Here is an 18,276-nt window from a genome sequence, read left to right as displayed (position 1 = left end):
GATCGAGGGGGCATCGGCCGACGGCGGCCGGAGCTGGATGCCCCGTCCGGGTGGTCTCCTCCACGACGGGATCGGTCCCACCCGCCGTCCGGACTGCCGATGACCAGGTGCATGAGCACCACCCCGACCGACGCCCTGGACGACTGGCTCTCCGAGCTGACCGGCGGCGAGTCCTCCATGCGCCGGTTGCGGGCGAAGCTGCGCACCGAGGCCGCCCTCGACGACGACTGCTGCCCCACCTGCCAGCGCCCGCCCTCCGACGACGCTCCGCACACCGGCCACCTGACTGCCGAGCCGGCCGACCGGCCGGCCGAGCAGCCGGCCGACGCCCCGACCGACCGACCGCGGTCACCGCTGCTCGCGCGCGTGACCGCTGCCAGGAGCCGGGCCCGGCGTTAGGTCGCCGCCGTGCCCGGACCCGACCTGACGGGCGCCGCTCCCGGGACGGGCTCGTCGATCACCGTCGTCCCGGCCAACCAGGTCTCCTGGGCGGACCTGCAGGCCGTCTTCGGCGACCGCGGAGAAGCCGCCCGCTGCCGGTGCCAGTGGTCCGAGGACCTCGGCCGCGCCTCCCCATGGCCATGTTCGCGAACGTGGCCGAAGGAGACGCGCGTCCTCCTGGAGGCGTAGGCGGGGGCGGGGAAGAGCCGCCGCGCGGACGACGACGGGCGGCCGCGCGGTCCGCAGACTCGGTGCATGATCGAGGTACAGCACCTGGCCAAGCGCTACGGCGAGAAGACCGCCGTCGCCGACCTCACCTTCACCGTCCGGCCCGGCGTGGTGACCGGCTTCCTCGGCCCGAACGGCGCCGGGAAGTCGACCACGATGCGCATGATCATGGGCCTGGACCGCCCGACATCGGGCACCGCGCTGGTCAACGGCAAGCGGTACGCCGAGCACCGCGCCCCGCTCCGCGAGGTCGGCGCGCTGCTGGAGGCCCGCGCCCTGCACCCCGGGCGCACCGCCCGCGCCCACCTCGCCTCCCTGGCCGCCACCGCCGGCCTGCCCGCCAGCCGGGTCGAGGAGGTGCTCGACCTCGCCGGCATCACCTCCGTCGCCGACCGGCGCGTGGGCGGGTTCTCCCTCGGCATGGGCCAGCGCCTGGGGGTGGCCACCGCACTCCTCGGCGACCCGGCCACCGTGGTCCTGGACGAGCCGGTCAACGGCCTGGACCCCGACGGCGTGCTCTGGATCCGCACGCTCACCCGCCGGCTGGCCGCCGAGGGCCGCACGGTCTTCCTCTCCTCGCACCTGATGAGCGAGATGGCGCAGACCGCCGAGCACCTGATCGTCGTCGGCCGCGGCCGGCTGCTGAGCGACTCCTCGACCGCGGCGTTCATCGAGCACGCCGGCGGGGAGTCGGTGCGGGTCCGCAGCCCGCGGGCGACCGAGCTCACCGGGCTGCTGGCCGCCGACGGCGTCACCGTCACCTCCGCACAGACCGGGCTGCTCGACGTCCGCGGTCTGGACGCGGCCACCATCGGCGACCGCGCGCTGGCCGCCGGCATCGCCGTGCACGAGCTCACCGTCGTCCGGCCCTCGCTGGAGGACGCCTTCATGACCCTCACCCGCGACGAGCGCGAGTACCGCACCGACGAGGAGATCGCCGCATGACCGCCGTCCTGGACACCACGACCTCGCACCGCGCCCTCCCGCAGGTGAACGGCGGGGTGGGCGGGCTGCTCCGCGGGGAGTGGGTCAAGCTCCGCTCGCTGCGCTCCACCTGGCTCTCGCTGGCCGTCGGACTGGTCCTGATGGTGCTGTTCGGCTGGCTGTTCACCGCCACGGCCGAGTCCGGTGGCCCCGGCGGGGACGGCGGCGGTCCGCCCGGGCTGTCGTTCACCGACCCGGTGGGGCTGAGCCTGGCCGGGTACCGGCTGGCCCAGCTGGCGATCGGGGTGCTCGGCGTGCTGCTGGTCACCGGCGAGTACTCGACGGGCACCATCCGCAGCACCTTCGCCGCGGTGCCGCGACGGTGGCCGGTGGTCGCGGCCAAGGCAGGCGTCTTCGCCGCCGTCGTCTTCGTCGGCTCACTGCTGACCGGCGTGGTGGCCTTCCTGATCGGGCAGGCCTCGCTCGGCGACCTCGGCGTCGGCCTCGGTGCGGACGGCGTGGTGCGGGCACTGCTGGGCCTGGCGCTCTACCTCACGGCGATCGGGCTGTTCGGGATGGCGCTGGGCTGGCTGCTGCGCTCCACCGCCGGCGCCATCTCCACCCTCTTCGGGCTGGTGTTCCTGCTGCCGGTCCTCGGCCAGCTGCTGCCGGCCAGCTGGGGCCCCGACGTCGTGCGGCTGCTGCCCGGCGAGGCCGGCGCCCAGCTGTTCTCCCTGGTCGGCACCCCGGACGCACTCGGCCCGTGGAGCGGTGCGGCGGTGCTGCTGGGCTACCTGGTGGTGGCCTTCACGGCGGCGACCGTGCTGCTGCGGCGCCGGGACGCGTGACGGCGCCGGCGGGAACGGGCACCATCCCCCGGGTGGACCGACGACGGGAGCTGCTGCGGGAGGTCGGCCCGCCGCTGCTGCTGGCGCTGATCACCACGGTCGGCCTGGTCCGGCTGCGCGACGGCGCACCCGAACCGGGCGAGCTCGTGGTCAGCGTGCTGCTGTGGCTGCCCGCCCTGGCCCGCCGCCGGGCACCCGTCCTGGCCTTCGCCGCGACCGCGCTGCTCGTGGCGGCCCACTGGGTGCCCGCGGGGCTGGACGCCGACGACCTGGTCCCGGCCGACCTGGCCCTGTGGGTCACGCTGGCCGCCCTCACCGAGCGCCGCAGCCTGCGCACCGCGATCGCCGCCACTGCGGTGTGCGAGGTCCTGGTGCTGGCCAGCCTCTTCGGCGACCCGCTGAGCGCCGCGCCGGCCGACGAGGGCCACCCGGTCGGGCTGTTCACCGCGATGACCGTGGCCGCGGCGCTGTTCGGCCGCAACCGGCGCACCCGCCAGGCGCTGCTGACCCAGCTACGCGACCGCGCGGAGCAGGCCGAGCGGGAGCGCGACCAGCAGGCCCGGATCGCCGTCGCCGAGGAGCGCACCCGGATCGCCCGCGAGGTGCACGACGTCGTCTCGCACAACATCTCCGTCATGACCGCGCTCGCCGACGGCGCGGGCTTCGCGCTGGCCTCCGACGCCGGGCGCCCGCAGGCCCGGGAGGCGGTGGCCGCGATCGCCGACACCGGGCGCAGCGCGATCGCCGAGATGCACCGGCTGCTCGGGGTGTTCCGCGCCGAGGGGGACGCCTCCCGCACCCCCGCGCCCGGCCTGGCCGACCTGCCCGCGCTGGTCGAGCAGGTCCGCGTCGCCGGGCTGCCCACCACGCTCACCGTCACCGGCCGGCCGGCGCCGCTGGGCACCACCGCGCAGCTGGCCGTCTACCGGCTGGTGCAGGAGGCGCTGACCAACACCCGCAAGCACGCCGCCGACGCCCGGCACGCCGAGGTGATGCTGGTCTGGGACGACGAGGGGCTGCACGTGCGCGTACAGGACGACGGCACCCCCACCGCACCGCCCGGGGACCACCGCGGGCAGGGCCTGGTCGGCATGCGCGAGCGCATCGGCGCCCACGGCGGGACGGTGCACGCCGGCCGGGGCGAGGACGGCTGGCTGGTCGAGGCCTCCCTCCCCGTACCCGCGACGGTGGGTGCCCCGTGACCACCGTGCTGCTGGTCGACGACGAGCCGCTGCTGCGGGTCGGGTTCGGCATGGTGCTGGCCGCGCACCCCGACCTCACCGTGGTCGGGGAGGCCGGCAACGGCGCCGAGGCGGTCGAGCTGACCCGGCGGCTGCGCCCGGACGTCGTGGTGATGGACGTGCGGATGCCCGTGCTGGACGGCGTCGAGGCCACCCGGCAGATCGTCGGCGCCGGGCTGCCCAGCCGGGTCGTCGTCCTGACCACCTTCGATCTGGACGAGTACGCGTTCGCCGCGCTGCAGGCCGGCGCCAGCGGGTTCCTGCTCAAGAACACCGAGCCGGCCGGGCTGGTCGCCGCGATCCGCACGGTGGCCAGCGGGGACGCCGTCGTCGCGCCCCGGGTGACCCGCCGGCTGCTGGAGACCTTCGCCGGCCAGCTCGGTGCGCCCGACCGGCAGCCCGACCCGCGGCTGGCCCGGCTCACCGACCGGGAGCGCGAGGTGCTCGGGCAGGTGGCCACCGGGCGCTCCAACGCCGAGATCGCCGTCGAGCTCACCGTCTCGGAGCTGACGGTGAAGACCCACGTGGGCCGGGTGCTGACCAAGCTGGAGCTGCGCGACCGCACGCAGGCCGCCGTCTTCGCCCACCGAGAACGGCTGGTCGTCCCCGACTGACCCACCACGTCCGTGCCATGCTGCTGCTCAAGGTCACCGAATAGTGGTCGAATACTTATCTGTCAGATAAGCATGTGCACAGTGAGGAGGAGTTCGTGGCCGAGCTGCCCGATGCCATGACGCGGGCGCCGCTGCGCACCGTCCGCCCTCAGGACCTAGCGGCGGTCTACACGCAACCCAGCGTCCAACTGACCCGACTGGTCCGTCAGGGACGGGTCCGCCGCGCTGCTCCGGGGATCTACTATGCCCTGCCCGACGACCGGGACGCCGCGTGGCTGCCCACCCTGGAGGCGCTGGCCGCGGGTGCAGCCACCGCCCTGTACGGCGAGCGGGTCCCCGTCCTGATGCACCTGACCGCCGCCCGGCTGCTCGGCGCCCTGCCCCGTGCCATCGCCCAGGCCGTGGTCGCCGTCCCCGGTCGACACCGCGACCTCCCGGTGCTGGACCGGCCGGCCGGGGTGATCAGGTTCGTGACCCGGGACGTCGACGCGCTCGACGCCACGCTCGTCCGCACCGATCTCGGCCCGGTCCTGGCCACCGGCCCGGAGCAGACGGTGCTGGACCTCACCAAGCGGCCCGGCCTCGGTGGCCTGCCCGACGAGTGCCGGTCGGCCGTCCGCACCCTGCTCCCCCGCTGCGCCCCCGAGCGGCTGGACGAGCTCGCCCGAGCTCAGCGCATGGTCGGCACGCTCCGACGACTGCGCACCGAACACCCCGACAGCGAGGACGTCGTTGGCTGAGAACCGGCCGTCGCGGCGGAGCCTGGACCCTGCCGAGGTGGCGCGCGTCCGCGAACAGTTCGGTGTCGCCGACGAGCAGGTGCTCCGCGACCATGCGATCAGTCACGTGTTGGCGGCGCTGTCCGCTCCCGACCTCGTCGACGACCTGGTCTTCATCGGCGGCACCGCACTGTCCCGGACCTTCCTGCCGACGCTGCGACTGAGCGAGGACATCGACCTCCTCACCCCCGTCCCCCGCAAGGTCATCGGCCCCAGGATCGAAGCGGCGGTCGCGGCCGGCCTGCGGCGCACACACGGGAGCGTGAGCTGGGTGCCTGCGCTCGCCGACACCCGAGGCGCCGACTCCAGCGTGCTGCTGGTCGGCGACTCGATCCGCATCCGCGTGCAGCTGCTCGGCGCCACCGGCTACTCCCGTTGGCCGACCGAGCTGCGGAGCCTGGAACAGCGCTACACGGACGCTCCGCCGGCCTCGCTGGTCGTCCCCACTGCCCTCTCGTTCACCGGCTGGAAGACCGCCACCTGGCTCGACCGATCCGCGTCACGGGACCTGTACGACCTCTGGGGACTGGGACGGGCCGGTTGGATCTCCCCCGCCGCGGCTGAGCTGTTCCGCGCGCACGGCCCGACGGCCGGAGACGTGCAGCCGTGGATGTTCTCGCGCGCACCCCGTGAGGACGAGTGGCTGACCTCGCTGGGCCATCAGGGCCGTGTGCAGGTCACGGCTGCCGCCGCGCTGGACGAGGTGGGCGAACGCTGGGCCCGCGCCGTGGCGTCGTCCGACACCTGACCGACAGCAGGGCCACCTCTCCACCACGGGTGAGTCGGACTGCCGCGCTCGGCACCGCGCGTTACGATCGCGTTACACCCGAACAGAACGTGTGCATCTACCTGCTGTGCCGGCTCCGCCGGTGGACCAAGGCGGCACGCCTGAGCCTACATCGCAGAGGTCATGTTCCACACGCGCCGACCCGGGAACGCGCTCGTCCGTTCCGCCGGGCTCTCCTACTTCCCGCTCGCCTTCATCGCCCGGCTGCCGTTCGCGATGATGACCGTCGGGGTGCTCACCCTGGTCGTCGCCGAGCGCGGCTCGCTGACCCTGGGCGGGCTCAACTCGGCCGCCGCGGGCCTGGGCACGGCGCTGGCCGGGCCGCTGCTCGGCGCGGCCGTCGACCGACTGGGCCAGCGGCGGGTGCTCGTCCCGGTGGGGCTGGTCAACGCGGCCCTGCTGGGGGCCTTCCCCTTCGTGGTGACCAGCACGGTCGCCGACCCGGTGCTGCTCGCGCTGTCGGTGCTGATCGGCGTCTCGGCGCCGCAGATCAGCCCGATGTCACGCACCCGGCTGGTCGGGCTGATCCGCCGGTCGGTCGCCCCGGACCGCCGGGAGAAGCTGCTCAACGGCACCATGGCCTACGAGTCGGCCGCCGACGAGACCGTGTTCGTCGTCGGCCCGTTCCTGGTCGGGCTGCTCGCCACCGCGATCGCCCCCTGGCTGGCGGTCGCCGCCGCGTCGGTGCTGACGCTGGTGTTCGTCACCTGGTTCGCCGTGCACCCCTCCGGGCGGCTCGAGCCCGCCGCCACCCGGACGACGACGGTGCAGGCGCCCGCCGGTGAGCTGCTGCGGGCCCCGCTGGTGAGCGTGGTCGTGGGCACGCTGGGTGTCGGGCTGTTCTTCGGCGCGACGCTGACCTCGCTCACCGGCTTCCTGGCCGCCGACGGCGACGGCGACCGGGCCGGGCTGCTCTACGGCGTCATGGGCATCGGCTCGGCCGCGCTCGCGCTCGGGACCGCCACCCTGTCCACCCGGTTCACCCTGCCCGCCCGGTGGCTGACCTTCGGCGGGCTGCTGCTGGCCGCCGCCGTCCTGTTCGCGACCGCGCGGTCGGTGCCGGGGCTGGTCGTCGCGCTCGCGGTGCTCGGCTGCGGTGTCGGGCCGACCCTGGTCACCCTCTACGGCCTCGGCGCGCGGCTCAGCCCGGCCGGCCGCTCGGCGACGACCATGACGATGCTCGGCTCGGCGGTCGTCGTCGGCCAGGCGGTCTCCTCGGCAGTCACCGGGCTGGTCACCGACTCCCTGGGCGCCGAGACCGCGCTGGCGCTCCCCGCGGTCGCCGCCGGCGTCGTGGTGGCCGCCGCGGTGGCGCACACCGTGGCCGTGCGCCGTCCGGTCGCCGTCCCGCGGGTCCCCGTCCCGGCGCACTGACCCGTCCGGCGCGGGGCCCCGAGGGCGGAAGTGGCCACTTTCGCCGTCAACGGCTCCGGATCAGGCGGTTGGCGTCCAGCCCAGAGCCGGGCCCAGCGTGCCCGCGATGTCGGTGAGGATCTGCACGTAGTCCTCGGGCTCGAAGCTGAACGGCAGCGCGAACACGACCTCCTCGACCTCGCGGAAGCCGGCGTGCGCGTACAGCTGCTCGGCGATCTGCTCACCGGTGCCGACCAGGTCGGCGGCGAACATGAGCCGGCCCGGGCCCTGCGGCGAGCGGGTGCGCGGCGTCCGCTCGGCGGCGTAGGCCTCGTACTTGGCGCGCTGCGCGGGCGTCGCAGAATCGGTCGGGGTGACCACGAGCCCCTGTGACACCCGCCCGGCCGGGTGGGCGGCCTTGAACGCCTGCACCTGGCCGGCCTGCTCGGTGGCGAAGTCCTCGGTCACCTCGGCCTTGACCACGCTGGAGGTGAGGAAGTTCAGCCCGTTCTCCCCCGCCCACTGCGCCGAGCGCAGCGACGCCCCGCCGTACCAGAGCCGGGAGCGCAGGCCCGCGGCGTGCGGCTGGACGCGGTCGGACCACTCCTCGACCACGCCCTCCTTGCCGCGGAAGCCCGACGCCGGGGCGCCGTCGACGAAGCGCACGAAGCGGGCGACCCGCTCGTAGGAGAAGTCCTCGACGTCGGCGGTGTCGGGGTACAGCGCTGCCTTGACGTCGTCCCAGTGCATCGGCGGGCCGACGGAGACACCGGGGTTGAGGCGGCCGCCGCTGAGCACGTCGACCGTGGCGAGGTCCTCGGCCAGCCGCAGCGGGTTCTCCCAGGCCAGCGGCGTCACCGCGGTGCCCAGCTCGATCCGCGTCGTGCGCTGGGTGGCCGCGGCCAGGACGGCGACCGGGGAGGAGATCCCGAACTGCAGGTGCCGGTGCCGCAGCCACGCGCTGTCGAAGCCGAGCTCTTCGCCCAGCTCGATGACCCGCAGCGTCGTCTCGTGGCCGGCCCGCGGGTCGGCGTCGTCGAAGACGCCGATGGTCAGGAACCCGAGCTTCTGCAGCGGCACACCGGGGGCAGGCATGCCCCGATCATGCCGGGCGGGCTTCAGGCCGCGGTGAGGGTCCCACCGTCCAGGTCCTGCTGGAGGCGGTGCATCCCGGCGAACATCCGGGTCTTCACCGTGCCCAGCGGGGTGCCGGTGCGCGCCGCGATCTCGCGCTGGGTGAACCCGCCCCAGTAGGCCAGCACGAGCGCCTCCCGCTGAGCCTCGGGCAGCGCGTCCAGCGCCCGGCGGACCCGCGCGTCGCCCATCCGGTCGGTGACCAGCTCGGCGATGTCGGGCGATCCCAGCTCGTCGGTGCGGGCCCGGTCCTCGGCGTCGGCGTCGGTGCGCCGGCGCAGGGACGCCTCGTGCCGGACGGCGTCCACCGCCTTGTGGTGCACCAGCGCCAGGAACCAGGAACCGAACGACCCGCGGGCGTCGGTGAAGGCGGCCGGGGCGCGCCAGTAGGCCAGGAACGCCTCCTGGACGACGTCCTCGGCGATCCGGTCGTCGACGACGATCCGGCGGGCCAGGTTCAGGGCCGGGACGGTCCAGCGGTCGAGCAGGTCCGCGAGGGACCCGTCGGCGGTGCGGCCCTGGTCTGGACCGGCGAGTGACGTCACCTGGGGAATATGGTGCACAACCTGGTCGCGCAAACTCCCCGTCACCCGATGGGGTGACGGGGAGTCCTGGTGCGGGATGTGGCTCAGTTGTCGGTCAGGACGCCGGCGACGCGGGGCGCGGGGACCGCCGGCCGGCTGGCCGTCGTGCCGAACGTCCGGACCGCGGACGGGGCGGTCATCATGGCCTCGAGCTCACCGGTGTCCAGGGTGGGCTCCAGCGAGGTGACCGGCTTCGCGGCGGCCGGAGCCGGGGCCGGAGCCGGGGTGCGGACCATCCGGCCCAGCACCCGGCGGAGGCTCCGGGCCTCGCGACGGCGGGCCTTGCGCTCGGCGGCCCGCTCGGCCTCCTCGCGGGCGGCGATCTCCCGGTCGAGGATCTCCCGGGCCATCCGGTCGGTCTCGGCCGCGACGATCAGGTCGGCGCGGGCCTGCTGCGCGCGCTGCCGGCCGTTGCGGCGGATCTCCTCCGCGGCGACGTCCTCCTCGTCGCGGAGCTCCTCCAGCCGGTCGTAGGCGGTCGGCTCGGAGAAGTTGAGCATCACCTTCATCAGCACCGGCAGCAGCTCGACGGAGAGGAAGAGCAGGAAGAGCATCAGGTGTGCCGTGCCGGCCGCGGGACGGTCCTGGGCCAGCCGGTCCATGGCCTCGAGCCGGGCCAGCAGGCCGTCGCTCTGGGCGTTCTGCTCGTCGAAGGCGGCCTGCTCGGCGACCCGCGCAGAGGTCAGCCGCTGCAGCTCCGCGGTGTGCGTGGCCAGGTCGGCCTGGGCGATCGCGACGCTGCGGGCGCCGGCGCTGACGGCGTCGGTGCCGGCGGACTCGCGGGCCTGCTCCAGCGCCCGCTCGGCGGTGTCCAGCTCGGCCCGGGCGGCGTCCCGGACGTCGGCCTGCGCGGCGGCCGCGGCGGCGGCACCGAAGTAGGCCGCCCCCTGGCCCTCGTCGCCGGAGCCGCAGGTGCCGTCGAGCTCGCACTGCGCCTTGGCCTGCAGGTCGGCGAACGTCTGCGCCGCGGCGTCGTAGGTGGCCTGCTTGGCGTCCCGCTCGGCCTGCGCCCCGGTCACCCGGGGGTCGGCGTTGGGGTCGGTCGTGCCGCCGCCGGCGAGCACGGCCTGCTCCTCGGCGATCTGCTGCTCCAGCACCGGGACGGGCGCGTAGCGGGCGTCGGCGGCCAGCTCGTCGGTGAACTGCTCCGCGGCCTCGGCCTGGAGCGTGACGATCGTGGTGTCGATCTCCTTGCTGAACACCTGCAGCGTCAGCGGCGTGGAGATGACCGTGCCCAGCAGGACGGCGAGGGCGATGCGGGGCACGGCCATCGCGGCGTTGCGCAGCCACGAGGAGTCGTGCGCCATCCCGACCAGCAGCATCCGGTCCAGGTTGACGATCACCATGCCCCAGCCGATGCCGACCAGGGCGGACACCGGCCACCAGACACCCAGGGCCATGTGCAGGGCGAACGCCATGGACAGCGCCGCCAGGCCACCCGTGCTGACGAGCACGCCGCCGAGGGCGACGAACTTGGCGCGGGCGCCGGGGGCGACGGCGAGCACGTCGAGCCGGGCACCGGCGAGCACGGCCAGCCGGTCACCGGTGGTGCGATTGCGGACCTTCATGCAGACGACGTCCTCTCGGTTCTGTGCAAGACCGCTATCGGTCGCCCACCGCCCCGCCGGTACCCCCTGACCGTCGGTGTCCTGGTGCACAGTCGCGTCATGCCGTCCCGCCTGGTCGACCTCGAGACCCTGCTGACCGTCGTCGACGACCCCCGGTCGGTCGCGGACCTGGCCGCCTACTTCGAGCCGGACCGAGCCCCCGGGGCGTCGCCGCGCTACTCGGGCAGCCGGTTCGAGTTCCTGGCCGGGGGCGGCGACCGCCCGGGGACCGCGAACGAGATCACGGCGGACGACCTGGTCGCGGTCACCATGATGGGCGTCGACGTGCCCGGCGACGTGGCCCTGCAGCTCCTGGAGGGCGGCCTCGGCGCGGACGTCACCCGCCACCTGGAGGAGATCCCGACCGACGTCGGCATCGAGGACGCCGCGGCGGTCGAGCTGTTCGCCAGCCACAGCCACGCCCGGGTGGTCTGGGACCTGCTCGAGGAGCCGCACGGCATGGGCTGGGTCGTCACCGGCACGCTGCTGGCGCGCAAGCGGCCACAGCTCGTCCCCGTCGAGGACCGGGTCGTGCGGTGCGCGTTCGGTCGGCCCGACGGCGTCTGGAACTGGTTGCTGTCGATGTTCGCCGACGGCCGGCTGGGTGCGCACCTGCGCGCGGCGCTGGCCCGGGCCGGCGTCCCGTCACAGGTGTCGGCCCTGCGCGTCCTGGACGTCATCGTCTGGATGCGGCACCGGCCGGCGCACCTCCACGACCACTGCGCCGGCCCGGGTTGGTGAGCCGTCCGCGGCCGGCGCGGTGGTCAGACGCCGAGGTGCGCCAGCGCCTGCAGCAGCAACGTGCCCTGCCCGTTGGCGAGCTCGGCGAGCACCTCGGGACGGCGCGCGTCGTCGGGTGAGAACCAGGTGAGCTCCAGCGCGTCCTGCTGCGGTGCGCAGTCGCCCTCGACCGGGACGACGTAGGCCAGCGACACCGCGTGCTGGCGCGGGTCGTGGAAGGGCGTGACCCCCGGCGTCGGGAAGTACTCGGCGATGGTGAACGGCTGCGGAGCGGCCGGCACCCGCGGCAGCGCCAGCGGACCGAGGTCCTTCTCCAGGTTGCGCAGCAGCGCCGAGCGGACGCGCTCGTGGTAGAGCACCCGGCCCGAGACCAGGGCGCGCTTGACCTGGCCGTCGCCACCGATCCGCAGCAGCAGACCGACCGCGGTCACCACCCCGTGGTCGTCCACGCGCACCGGCACGGCGTCGACGTAGAGGATCGGCAGCCGCTCGCGCGCGGAGTCCATCTCCTCCCGGGAGAGCCAGCCAGCGTCGGAGTTCGTCACCTCGGTCATGTGCACTGTCTAGCCGATGCAGCGCCCCTGGTCAGCCGCTGCCCGGGGTGACCTGCCCGACGACCGCCCTCCCGCTGTCGACGCGGGCTCGGGCTGCTGGTCTCATGGAGGCTCGTGTGGTGAGAGGAACGGCATGGAACCGAACGGCCGGCTCCTCGGGGGCCGTTACGAGCTGACCGGGCTGATCGCCACCGGTGGCATGGGCCAGGTGTGGCAGGGCCGGGACAAGGTGCTGGCCCGCGACGTCGCGGTCAAGGTGCTGCGCAGCGAGTTCACCGGCGACCCGACGTTCCTCGCCCGGTTCCGCTCCGAGGCCCAGCTCGCCGCCGGTCTCGTGCACCCCAACATCGCGACGCTGTTCGACTACGGCGAGGTGCCCGCCGCCGACCCGCGCAGTGAGCACCTGGCCTACCTGGTCATGGAGCTGGTGCGCGGCGAGTCGCTGTCCACGGTCCTGCACCGCGACCGCCGGCTGACCCCCGAGCGCACGCTCGACGTGCTGCGGCAGAGCGCCGCCGGGCTGGCCGCCGCACACGCCGCCGGCGTGGTCCACCGCGACGTCAAGCCGGGCAACCTGCTCCTCGCCGACGACGGCACCGTCAAGGTCACCGACTTCGGGGTGGCCGTCACCGCCGCCAGCCAGCAGCTGACCCAGGTCGGCCAGGTCATCGGCACCGCCAGCTACCTCTCCCCCGAGCAGGCCGAGGGCGCCCGCGCCACCCCGGCCAGCGACGTCTACGCCCTGGGCCTGGTCGGCTACGAGTGCCTGTCGGGACAGCGCGCCTTCGACGGCGAGAGCTCCGTGCAGGTGCTGATGGCGCAGATCCACGACGCCCCGCCGCCACTGCCCGGCGACGTGCCCGCCCCGGTGCGGCAGCTCCTCGACACCGCGATGGCCAAGGACCCGGCCCGCCGGTTCCACGACGGCGCCGCGTTCCGGGACGCCGTCGACGCCGTGCGCCAGGGTCGCGCCGCCTCCGACGGCCCGCGGACGGCGGTGCTGCCCGCGTACCGCGAGGGCGCGGCCGACCGGACGGTGTCGGTCGCCGCGGTGGCCGGCGCCGGGGCCAGGCCGCCCGCGAGCACCCGCGCGATGCCCCCCGTGCGGGCGGGCACCGCACCGGTGGCGCCGGAGCCCCACCGCCGGCGGCGGCTGCTCGTCCCGCTGCTCGCGCTGCTGGCCGTCGCCGCGATCGTCCTCGGCGGCGTGGCGCTGGCCAACCGGTCCGACGAGGCAGCCACGGGCACTGCGCCGACCACCACGTCGGCCGCGCCCTCGGCCAGTCCGACGGCGTCGAGCGCCCGGCCCAGCCCGAGCACCACCTCGGCCACACCGACCAGCACCCAGCCGGCTCCGGTGGACGCCGACGACTACGTGGGCCGGCCCGTCGACGACGTCGAGCGCGAGCTGATCGGCCTCGGCTACGCAGTCGTCCGGGAGCCCCGGGTGAACGGCGCCGAGGCCGAGGGGACGGTCGTCGACCTCCAGCCGACCGGACGCCTGGACCCCGGGGCCACGGTGACGGTCGTGTTCGCCACCGCGCCGCCGCCGCCCACGCCGTCGGCGACCCCGACCGCCTCGCCCACCGCGGGCAACGAGGACGAGCCCGATGAGAACGAGCCCGACGAGAACGAGAACGGCGGGGGCAGCGGCAAGGGCAAGGACGACAAGCCCGGCCGGGGCAACAACGGCTGACCCGGCCCGGTCAGCGGGCCTGCCGCAGCCGGCCGTGCACGCCGCCCATGGCCACCGCACTCCCGAGCAGGTACTTCGGCAGCTTCGCCACGACCGTGTAGTTCGTGTCGACCACGTTGGCGACCGGGGTCAGCGCCGCCTGCGACACCAGCTGGTAGGCGTCGAGCTCGGAGAGGTCGAGCAGCTCCGCCGTCCAGCGGACGAGCTCGGTGTGCGCGATCCGGAAGGCGTCCTCCAGCGGGCGGGCCGAGCCGGTGGTCATCAGGTACGTGTCGTCCTCCAGCCGCGGCCACGGCGTCGGCGACCCCTTGACCAGCTCCACGGTGAAGACGGTGTCCATCGCGCACTCGACCGCGACGCCGCAGGTCTCGCCCTCGCCCTGCCGCGCGTGCCCGTCGCCCAGACTCAGCAGCGCCCCCGGCACGTTGACGCCCAGGTAGCAGGTGGCGCCCGCGCGCATCTCCGGGGTGTCCATGTTCCCGCCCCAACTGCCCGGCGTGAGCGAGGAGCGCACCTCGCCCAGCGGCGGCGCCACCCCGACCGTGCCGTGCATCGGGTCCAGCGGCAGGTCGACCGTGAACGCCGAGTCCAGCGCGGCGTACCGCACCAGCCGCTCGACGCGGTCCAGCTCGTACACCCAGGTGCGCTCAGGCAGCGCGGGGTGCAGCATCGCCGTCCCGGGGGTGGCGGTGAGGGCGCCGAAGAACGGCACCGTGGAGCTGAAGCCGCGGGCCTCCCGGGGCTCGATGCTCAGGAAGTGCACGGCCAGGGTGTCGCCGGGCTCGGCGCCCTCGACGAAGAACGGCCCGGTCTGCGGGTTGAGGTACCGGGGGTCGCACACCTCGCTCACCAGGTCGGCCGTGGAACCGACGCGGCCGGCGAAGCAGTCGCGGGTCCAGGTGCCCACGACGTCACCGGGCCGCAGCTGCAGCACCGGCTCGGCGCCACCGAAGGCGTAGACGAGCGTCGAGGGGTCGGCCTGGGGATCGGGGTCGTGGCGCAGCACGGGCCCATCACACCAGTCCCACCCCCTGCACCGCCCGGTGTGTGACGCGCGGCCGGGTGGGGCACGGCCGGTGCATGGCCGACCAGTACACGTTCACCGACCCGACCACCCAGTACCGCACCGAGGGCTTCCCGGAGCAGCAGCAGGACGGCACCGGCCTGGACGAGGACCTCCAGGTCACCGCCGACCACGGCGAGCAGACCTACCGCGGCACCGGCCGGCTCACCGGTCGCAAGGCGCTGGTCACCGGCGCGGACTCCGGCATCGGCCGCGCCGCCGCGATCGCGTTCGCCCGCGAGGGGGCCGACGTGGTGCTCAACCACCTCCCCGAGGAGCAGGCCGACGCCGAGGACGTCGCCGCGCTGGTCGAGGCGGCCGGGCAGAAGGCCGTGCTCGCCCCGGCCGACCTCTCCGACGAGACCGCCGCCCGCGCGCTGGTGCACACGACCCTCGACGCCCTCGGCGGGATCGACATCATCGCCAACGTCGCCGGCAAGCAGGTCTACGTCGACGACCTCGCCGACGTCACCACCGCGCAGTTCGACGCGACGTTCAAGGTCAACGTCTACGCGATGTTCTGGATCATCCAGGAGGCGCTGCCGCACCTGCCGGCCGGCGCCACGATCATCAACACCAGCTCCATCCAGGCCTACCAGCCCTCGCCCGGGCTGGTCGACTACGCGACCACCAAGGCCGCCATCAACACGATGAGCAAGGCGCTGGCCCAGCAGCTGGCACCCAAGGGCATCCGGGTCAACGTGGTCGCCCCCGGCCCGTTCTGGACCCCGCTGCAGGCCAGCGGCGGCCAGCCCACCGACGCGCTGCCGGAGTTCGGCAGCGAGACCCCGATGGGCCGCGCCGGGCAGCCGGCCGAGCTCGGCCCGGTGTACGTCTTCCTCGCCTCGCAGGAGTCCAGCTACGTCACCGGCGAGACCCTCAACGTCAACGGTGGGATGCCCACCCCGTGACCGACGCGCCCCTCCCCCGGCGCCGTCCCGCCCTGCACTGGGGCGCGGACGGCGCCGGGTCCGGCCCGGTCGACGAGCGGGACGCCGACGGCTACGCCGACCTGCGCTCCTACGCCGCGATCGGTGACGGCCGCACCATCGCGCTGGTCGCCCGCGACGGCCGGATCGACTGGCTGCCACTGCCGGAGATGGACGCCCCGCCGGTGTTCGCCTCGCTCCTCGACGCCGAGAACGGGGGTTGCGTCGAGCTCTGCCCCGACGAGGACTTCACCGTCGAGCGGGAGTACGTCGCGCACACCAACGTGCTGACGACGACGTTCACCACCGCCTCGGGCCGGGTCCGGGTCACCGACTCGCTCAACAGCGGCATCGCCGGGCGACTGCCCTGGTCCGAGCTCGCCCGCCGGGTCGAGGGCCTGGAGGGGTCGGTGACGATGCGCGCCGCCGTCCGGCCGGGCACCGCGCTGAACACCGTCTCCCCGTGGGTGCACCAGACCTCGCAGGGCCCGGTGCTGCGGGTCGGTGACCTGACCCTCGCCGTCCGGACGCTGGACGCCGCGGAGGTGACCGAGGGCGACCGCCGGATCGACGTCACGTTCACCACCTCGCCGGACTCGCGGCACCTGCTGGCCCTGGTCGCCACCGAGCGCGAGCCGCTGTTCCTGCCCCCGGCCGAGGCCATCGACGCCGGCATCGACCGCACCATCGCCAACTGGGCGGCCTGGAGCCGAGCGTTCGAGTGGGACGGCCCCTGGGACACCGCGGTCCGGCGCAGCACCCTGGTGCTCAAGCTGCTCATCCACGCCTCCAGCGGCTCGATGGTCGCCGCGGCCACCGCCGCGCTGCCGGAGAACCCGGCCGGCGGGAAGAACTGGGACTACCGCTACGCCTGGGTGCGCGACTCGGCCTACGCGCTGACCGCGCTGTTCCGGTTCGGGCTGCGCGAGGAGACGCACGGGGCGATCAGCTGGCTGCTGTCCACGATCCGCCGGCACGGCCCCGAGCCGCGCGTGGTCTACACCCTCGACGGCGGACCGGTGCCCGACGCGGAGTTCCGCGACGTGCCCGGCTGGCGGGGCAACTCCCCCGTCGCGATCGGCAACGACGCCGCCACCCAGCTGCAGCTGGGTGTGTTCGGTGACCTGTTCGCGATCGTGGCGCTCTACGTGGCCAACGGCAACGTGCTCGACGCGTACACCGGGCGGCTGCTCGCCGGCGTCGCCGACCTGGCCTGCGACCGGTGGCAGAGCAAGGACTCCGGGATGTGGGAGCTGCCGGAGCTGCAGCACTACACGACCTCCAAGCTCGGCGCGTGGGTGGCGCTGAGCAAGGCCGTGGAGCTCTCCGAGGGCGGCCACGTGCCCGGGGACCACGCGCGGTGGCGCAGCGAGGCGATGCGGATCCGCCACTGGGTGGAGGACAACTGCTGGTCGGCCGAGCGCGGCGCCTACGTCTGGTACCCCGGCAGCGACCAGCTGGACGCCTCCATCGTGCTGCACGCGATCAGCGGCTTCGACCGCGGCGAGCGGATGAGCGCCACGCTGGACGCGCTGCGCGAGGAGCTCGGGGACGGCCCGCACCTGTACCGGTTCAGCGGCGCCGAGAAGGAGGAGGGCACCTTCCTGGCCTGCTCGTTCTGGATGGTGTCGGCGCTGACGCTGTGCGGCCGGGTCGGTGAGGCGCTCGAGCTGATGGACGAGCTGATGGGCAGCGCCAACGACGTCGGGCTGCTCGCCGAGATGCTCGACCCGCGGACCGGGGACTTCCTCGGCAACATCCCGCAGGCGCTGTCCCACCTGGCGCTGGTCAACGCCGCGATCACCGTGTCCGAGGCGATGGACTCCGCGGTGGCTTGACAAACCCCTTGCTGTGGCAGCAAATGAGCGGATGAGCGACGTCGACGCCGTCCTGCAGTCGGTCGGGCCGCGGCTGCGGGCGGCCCGACTGCAGCGGGACACCACCCTGACCCAGCTGTCGGAGACCACCGGCATCTCGATCAGCACGCTGTCCCGGCTGGAGTCCGGTCAGCGCCGGGCGACGCTGGAGCTGCTGCTGCCGCTCACCCGGGCGCTGCAGGTGCCGCTGGACTCACTGCTCGACGAGCCTGCGTCGGCCGACCCGCGGGTGCACCACCGCCCGATCGAGCGCAACGGCATGACGATGCTGCCGCTCACCCGGCGCCCCGGTGGGCTGCAGGCCTACAAGATGATCCTGCCGCCGGGCTGGCCGACCGGGGAGCGCGAGCTGCGCACGCACGAGGGCTACGAGTGGCTGTACGTGCTCAACGGCCGGTTCGTGCTCCACCTCGGCAGCCAGGAGCTGGTGCTCATGCCCGGCGAGGTGGTCGAGTTCGACACCCACGTGCCGCACCTGCTCAGCAACCCCGGCCCGGCCCCGGTCGAGCTGCTGGCCCTGTTCGGGCCGCAGGGCGAGCGGATGCACGTCCGCGCCCGCCCGGCCCGCACCGCGGACTGACCGCGGGTCAGTCGCCTCCCCCGCCACCACCGCCGCCGCCGTCGGACCCGCCCCCGCCGTCCGAGCCCCCCACGCCGCCGTCCGAGCCGCCATGCCCGCCGTGCCCGTGACCGCCGTGCCCGTGCCCGGGTCCGCCGTCGTAGGAGGCGCCGCCGTCACCGCCCCAGGCGACCGGGGAGCCACTGTCGCTCGTGGACCGACGGACCGGCCTGGCCGGCTTCACCGGTGCCCCTGCGCGGCGCATCACGACGACGAGCACGACCGCGACCAGCACCAGGATCACCAGGTACTTCACT

At 74.5% G+C, this 18,276-nt stretch carries 19 protein-coding genes; 13 read left to right on the top strand and 6 right to left on the bottom strand.

Translation table 11 applies throughout. The features are described from left to right. Positions 1-111 precede the first annotated feature (111 nt). The 8 genes from GCU67_RS00645 to GCU67_RS00610 all read left to right on the top strand — a co-directional run bounded on the left by GCU67_RS00645 (position 112) and on the right by GCU67_RS00610 (position 7,236). A complete protein-coding gene (locus GCU67_RS00645; protein ID WP_163609017.1) occupies positions 112-399 on the top strand; it encodes a hypothetical protein in 288 nt (95 codons plus the stop codon). A gap of 297 nt (positions 400-696) precedes the next feature. Next, positions 697-1,614 (top strand): ATP-binding cassette domain-containing protein, encoded by a 918-nt coding sequence (locus GCU67_RS00640; protein ID WP_163609016.1) that lies wholly within the window; start codon positions 697-699, stop codon positions 1,612-1,614. Next, on the top strand, positions 1,611-2,441 hold the full coding sequence (locus GCU67_RS00635; protein ID WP_163609014.1) for an ABC transporter permease subunit: 831 nt from the start codon (positions 1,611-1,613) through the stop codon (positions 2,439-2,441). The genes GCU67_RS00640 and GCU67_RS00635 overlap by 4 nt, the downstream gene beginning before the upstream one ends. 32 nt (positions 2,442-2,473) lie before the next feature. After that, positions 2,474-3,643 carry a histidine kinase gene (locus GCU67_RS22630; protein WP_163609012.1) on the top strand — a complete coding sequence of 390 codons (1,170 nt, stop codon included), beginning with the start codon at positions 2,474-2,476 and terminating at the stop codon, positions 3,641-3,643. Then, positions 3,640-4,296 carry a response regulator gene (locus GCU67_RS00625; protein WP_163609010.1) on the top strand — a complete coding sequence of 219 codons (657 nt, stop codon included), beginning with the start codon at positions 3,640-3,642 and terminating at the stop codon, positions 4,294-4,296. Before GCU67_RS22630 ends, GCU67_RS00625 begins: the two co-directional genes overlap by 4 nt. Positions 4,297-4,370: 74 nt before the next feature. Beyond that, the gene (locus tag GCU67_RS22625) at positions 4,371-5,036 is read left to right on the top strand and encodes a type IV toxin-antitoxin system AbiEi family antitoxin domain-containing protein (RefSeq protein ID WP_211660518.1); all 666 of its coding nucleotides are present in this window, start codon (positions 4,371-4,373) and stop codon (positions 5,034-5,036) included. A gap of 37 nt (positions 5,037-5,073) precedes the next feature. Beyond that, complete coding sequence (locus GCU67_RS00615; protein ID WP_163609008.1) at positions 5,074-5,823, top strand: nucleotidyl transferase AbiEii/AbiGii toxin family protein; 750 nt, start codon at positions 5,074-5,076, stop codon at positions 5,821-5,823. Positions 5,824-5,985: 162 nt separating this feature from the next. Further along, positions 5,986-7,236 carry an MFS transporter gene (locus tag GCU67_RS00610; protein WP_163609006.1) on the top strand — a complete coding sequence of 417 codons (1,251 nt, stop codon included), beginning with the start codon at positions 5,986-5,988 and terminating at the stop codon, positions 7,234-7,236. Between the two features lie 60 nt (positions 7,237-7,296). Here GCU67_RS00610 and GCU67_RS00605 read toward each other — a convergent pair whose 3' ends face one another. From GCU67_RS00605 to GCU67_RS00595, 3 genes are all read right to left on the bottom strand, one after another. Beyond that, positions 7,297-8,310 carry an LLM class flavin-dependent oxidoreductase gene (locus GCU67_RS00605; protein WP_163609004.1) on the bottom strand — a complete coding sequence of 338 codons (1,014 nt, stop codon included), beginning with the start codon at positions 8,308-8,310 and terminating at the stop codon, positions 7,297-7,299. 23 nt (positions 8,311-8,333) lie between these two features. Then, complete coding sequence (locus GCU67_RS00600; RefSeq protein WP_163609002.1) at positions 8,334-8,894, bottom strand: sigma-70 family RNA polymerase sigma factor; 561 nt, start codon at positions 8,892-8,894, stop codon at positions 8,334-8,336. 83 nt (positions 8,895-8,977) lie between these two features. Next, entirely contained in the window at positions 8,978-10,501 is a 1,524-nt protein-coding gene (locus GCU67_RS00595; protein WP_163609000.1) for a DUF4407 domain-containing protein, read from the bottom strand. Between the two features lie 99 nt (positions 10,502-10,600). On the opposite strand from GCU67_RS00595, the gene GCU67_RS00590 reads away from it, so the two are divergent. Further along, positions 10,601-11,281, top strand: a complete 681-nt coding sequence (locus GCU67_RS00590) for a DUF6308 family protein (protein WP_163608999.1) — start codon at positions 10,601-10,603, stop codon at positions 11,279-11,281. A 23-nt stretch (positions 11,282-11,304) separates the two neighbouring features. Here GCU67_RS00590 and GCU67_RS00585 read toward each other — a convergent pair whose 3' ends face one another. Further along, positions 11,305-11,835: an NUDIX hydrolase family protein gene (locus GCU67_RS00585; protein ID WP_163608997.1), complete on the bottom strand. Its 531-nt coding sequence runs from the start codon at positions 11,833-11,835 to the stop codon at positions 11,305-11,307. Positions 11,836-11,968: 133 nt separating this feature from the next. Between GCU67_RS00585 and GCU67_RS00580 the strand changes: the two genes are divergently transcribed. Next, positions 11,969-13,531: a Stk1 family PASTA domain-containing Ser/Thr kinase gene (locus GCU67_RS00580; RefSeq protein ID WP_163608995.1), complete on the top strand. Its 1,563-nt coding sequence runs from the start codon at positions 11,969-11,971 to the stop codon at positions 13,529-13,531. Positions 13,532-13,541: 10 nt separating this feature from the next. Here GCU67_RS00580 and GCU67_RS00575 read toward each other — a convergent pair whose 3' ends face one another. Beyond that, on the bottom strand, positions 13,542-14,537 hold the full coding sequence (locus tag GCU67_RS00575; RefSeq protein ID WP_163608993.1) for an acetamidase/formamidase family protein: 996 nt from the start codon (positions 14,535-14,537) through the stop codon (positions 13,542-13,544). Positions 14,538-14,611: 74 nt separating this feature from the next. Between GCU67_RS00575 and GCU67_RS00570 the strand changes: the two genes are divergently transcribed. From GCU67_RS00570 to GCU67_RS00560, 3 genes are read left to right on the top strand one after another with little or no spacing between them, the layout of a single operon-like run. After that, the gene (locus GCU67_RS00570; RefSeq protein ID WP_163608992.1) at positions 14,612-15,505 is read left to right on the top strand and encodes a glucose 1-dehydrogenase; all 894 of its coding nucleotides are present in this window, start codon (positions 14,612-14,614) and stop codon (positions 15,503-15,505) included. Beyond that, positions 15,502-17,361, top strand: a complete 1,860-nt coding sequence (locus GCU67_RS00565) for a glycoside hydrolase family 15 protein (RefSeq protein WP_338104688.1) — start codon at positions 15,502-15,504, stop codon at positions 17,359-17,361. The genes GCU67_RS00570 and GCU67_RS00565 overlap by 4 nt, the downstream gene beginning before the upstream one ends. Before the next feature lie 31 nt (positions 17,362-17,392). Beyond that, on the top strand, positions 17,393-17,980 hold the full coding sequence (locus tag GCU67_RS00560) for a helix-turn-helix domain-containing protein (RefSeq protein WP_163608990.1): 588 nt from the start codon (positions 17,393-17,395) through the stop codon (positions 17,978-17,980). 7 nt (positions 17,981-17,987) lie between these two features. Here GCU67_RS00560 and GCU67_RS00555 read toward each other — a convergent pair whose 3' ends face one another. After that, the gene (locus GCU67_RS00555) at positions 17,988-18,275 is read right to left on the bottom strand and encodes a hypothetical protein (RefSeq protein ID WP_163608988.1); all 288 of its coding nucleotides are present in this window, start codon (positions 18,273-18,275) and stop codon (positions 17,988-17,990) included. Position 18,276: the final 1 nt, after the last annotated feature.

It is taken from the genome of Modestobacter muralis (assembly GCF_010682105.1).
Taxonomy (GTDB): Bacteria; Actinomycetota; Actinomycetes; order Mycobacteriales; family Geodermatophilaceae; genus Modestobacter; species Modestobacter muralis.
Note: the sequence above shows the minus strand (reverse complement) of the source record. Positions and strands in the feature narration are given on the sequence as shown.

Bases quoted from the DNA above. Each gene is read 5' to 3' on its own strand.
- GCU67_RS00645 (WP_163609017.1), top strand. From the start codon at position 112: ATGAGCACCACCCCGACCGACGCCCTGGACGACTGGCTCTCCGAGCTG.
- GCU67_RS00635 (WP_163609014.1), top strand. From the start codon at position 1,611: ATGACCGCCGTCCTGGACACCACGACCTCGCACCGCGCCCTCCCGCAG.
- GCU67_RS00610 (WP_163609006.1), top strand. From the start codon at position 5,986: ATGTTCCACACGCGCCGACCCGGGAACGCGCTCGTCCGTTCCGCCGGG.
- GCU67_RS00640 (WP_163609016.1), top strand. From the start codon at position 697: ATGATCGAGGTACAGCACCTGGCCAAGCGCTACGGCGAGAAGACCGCC.
- GCU67_RS00570 (WP_163608992.1), top strand. From the start codon at position 14,612: ATGGCCGACCAGTACACGTTCACCGACCCGACCACCCAGTACCGCACC.
- GCU67_RS00595 (WP_163609000.1), bottom strand. From the start codon at position 10,501: ATGAAGGTCCGCAATCGCACCACCGGTGACCGGCTGGCCGTGCTCGCC.
- GCU67_RS00560 (WP_163608990.1), top strand. From the start codon at position 17,393: ATGAGCGACGTCGACGCCGTCCTGCAGTCGGTCGGGCCGCGGCTGCGG.
- GCU67_RS00590 (WP_163608999.1), top strand. From the start codon at position 10,601: ATGCCGTCCCGCCTGGTCGACCTCGAGACCCTGCTGACCGTCGTCGAC.
- GCU67_RS00580 (WP_163608995.1), top strand. From the start codon at position 11,969: ATGGAACCGAACGGCCGGCTCCTCGGGGGCCGTTACGAGCTGACCGGG.
- GCU67_RS00605 (WP_163609004.1), bottom strand. From the start codon at position 8,310: ATGCCTGCCCCCGGTGTGCCGCTGCAGAAGCTCGGGTTCCTGACCATC.
- GCU67_RS00585 (WP_163608997.1), bottom strand. From the start codon at position 11,835: ATGACCGAGGTGACGAACTCCGACGCTGGCTGGCTCTCCCGGGAGGAG.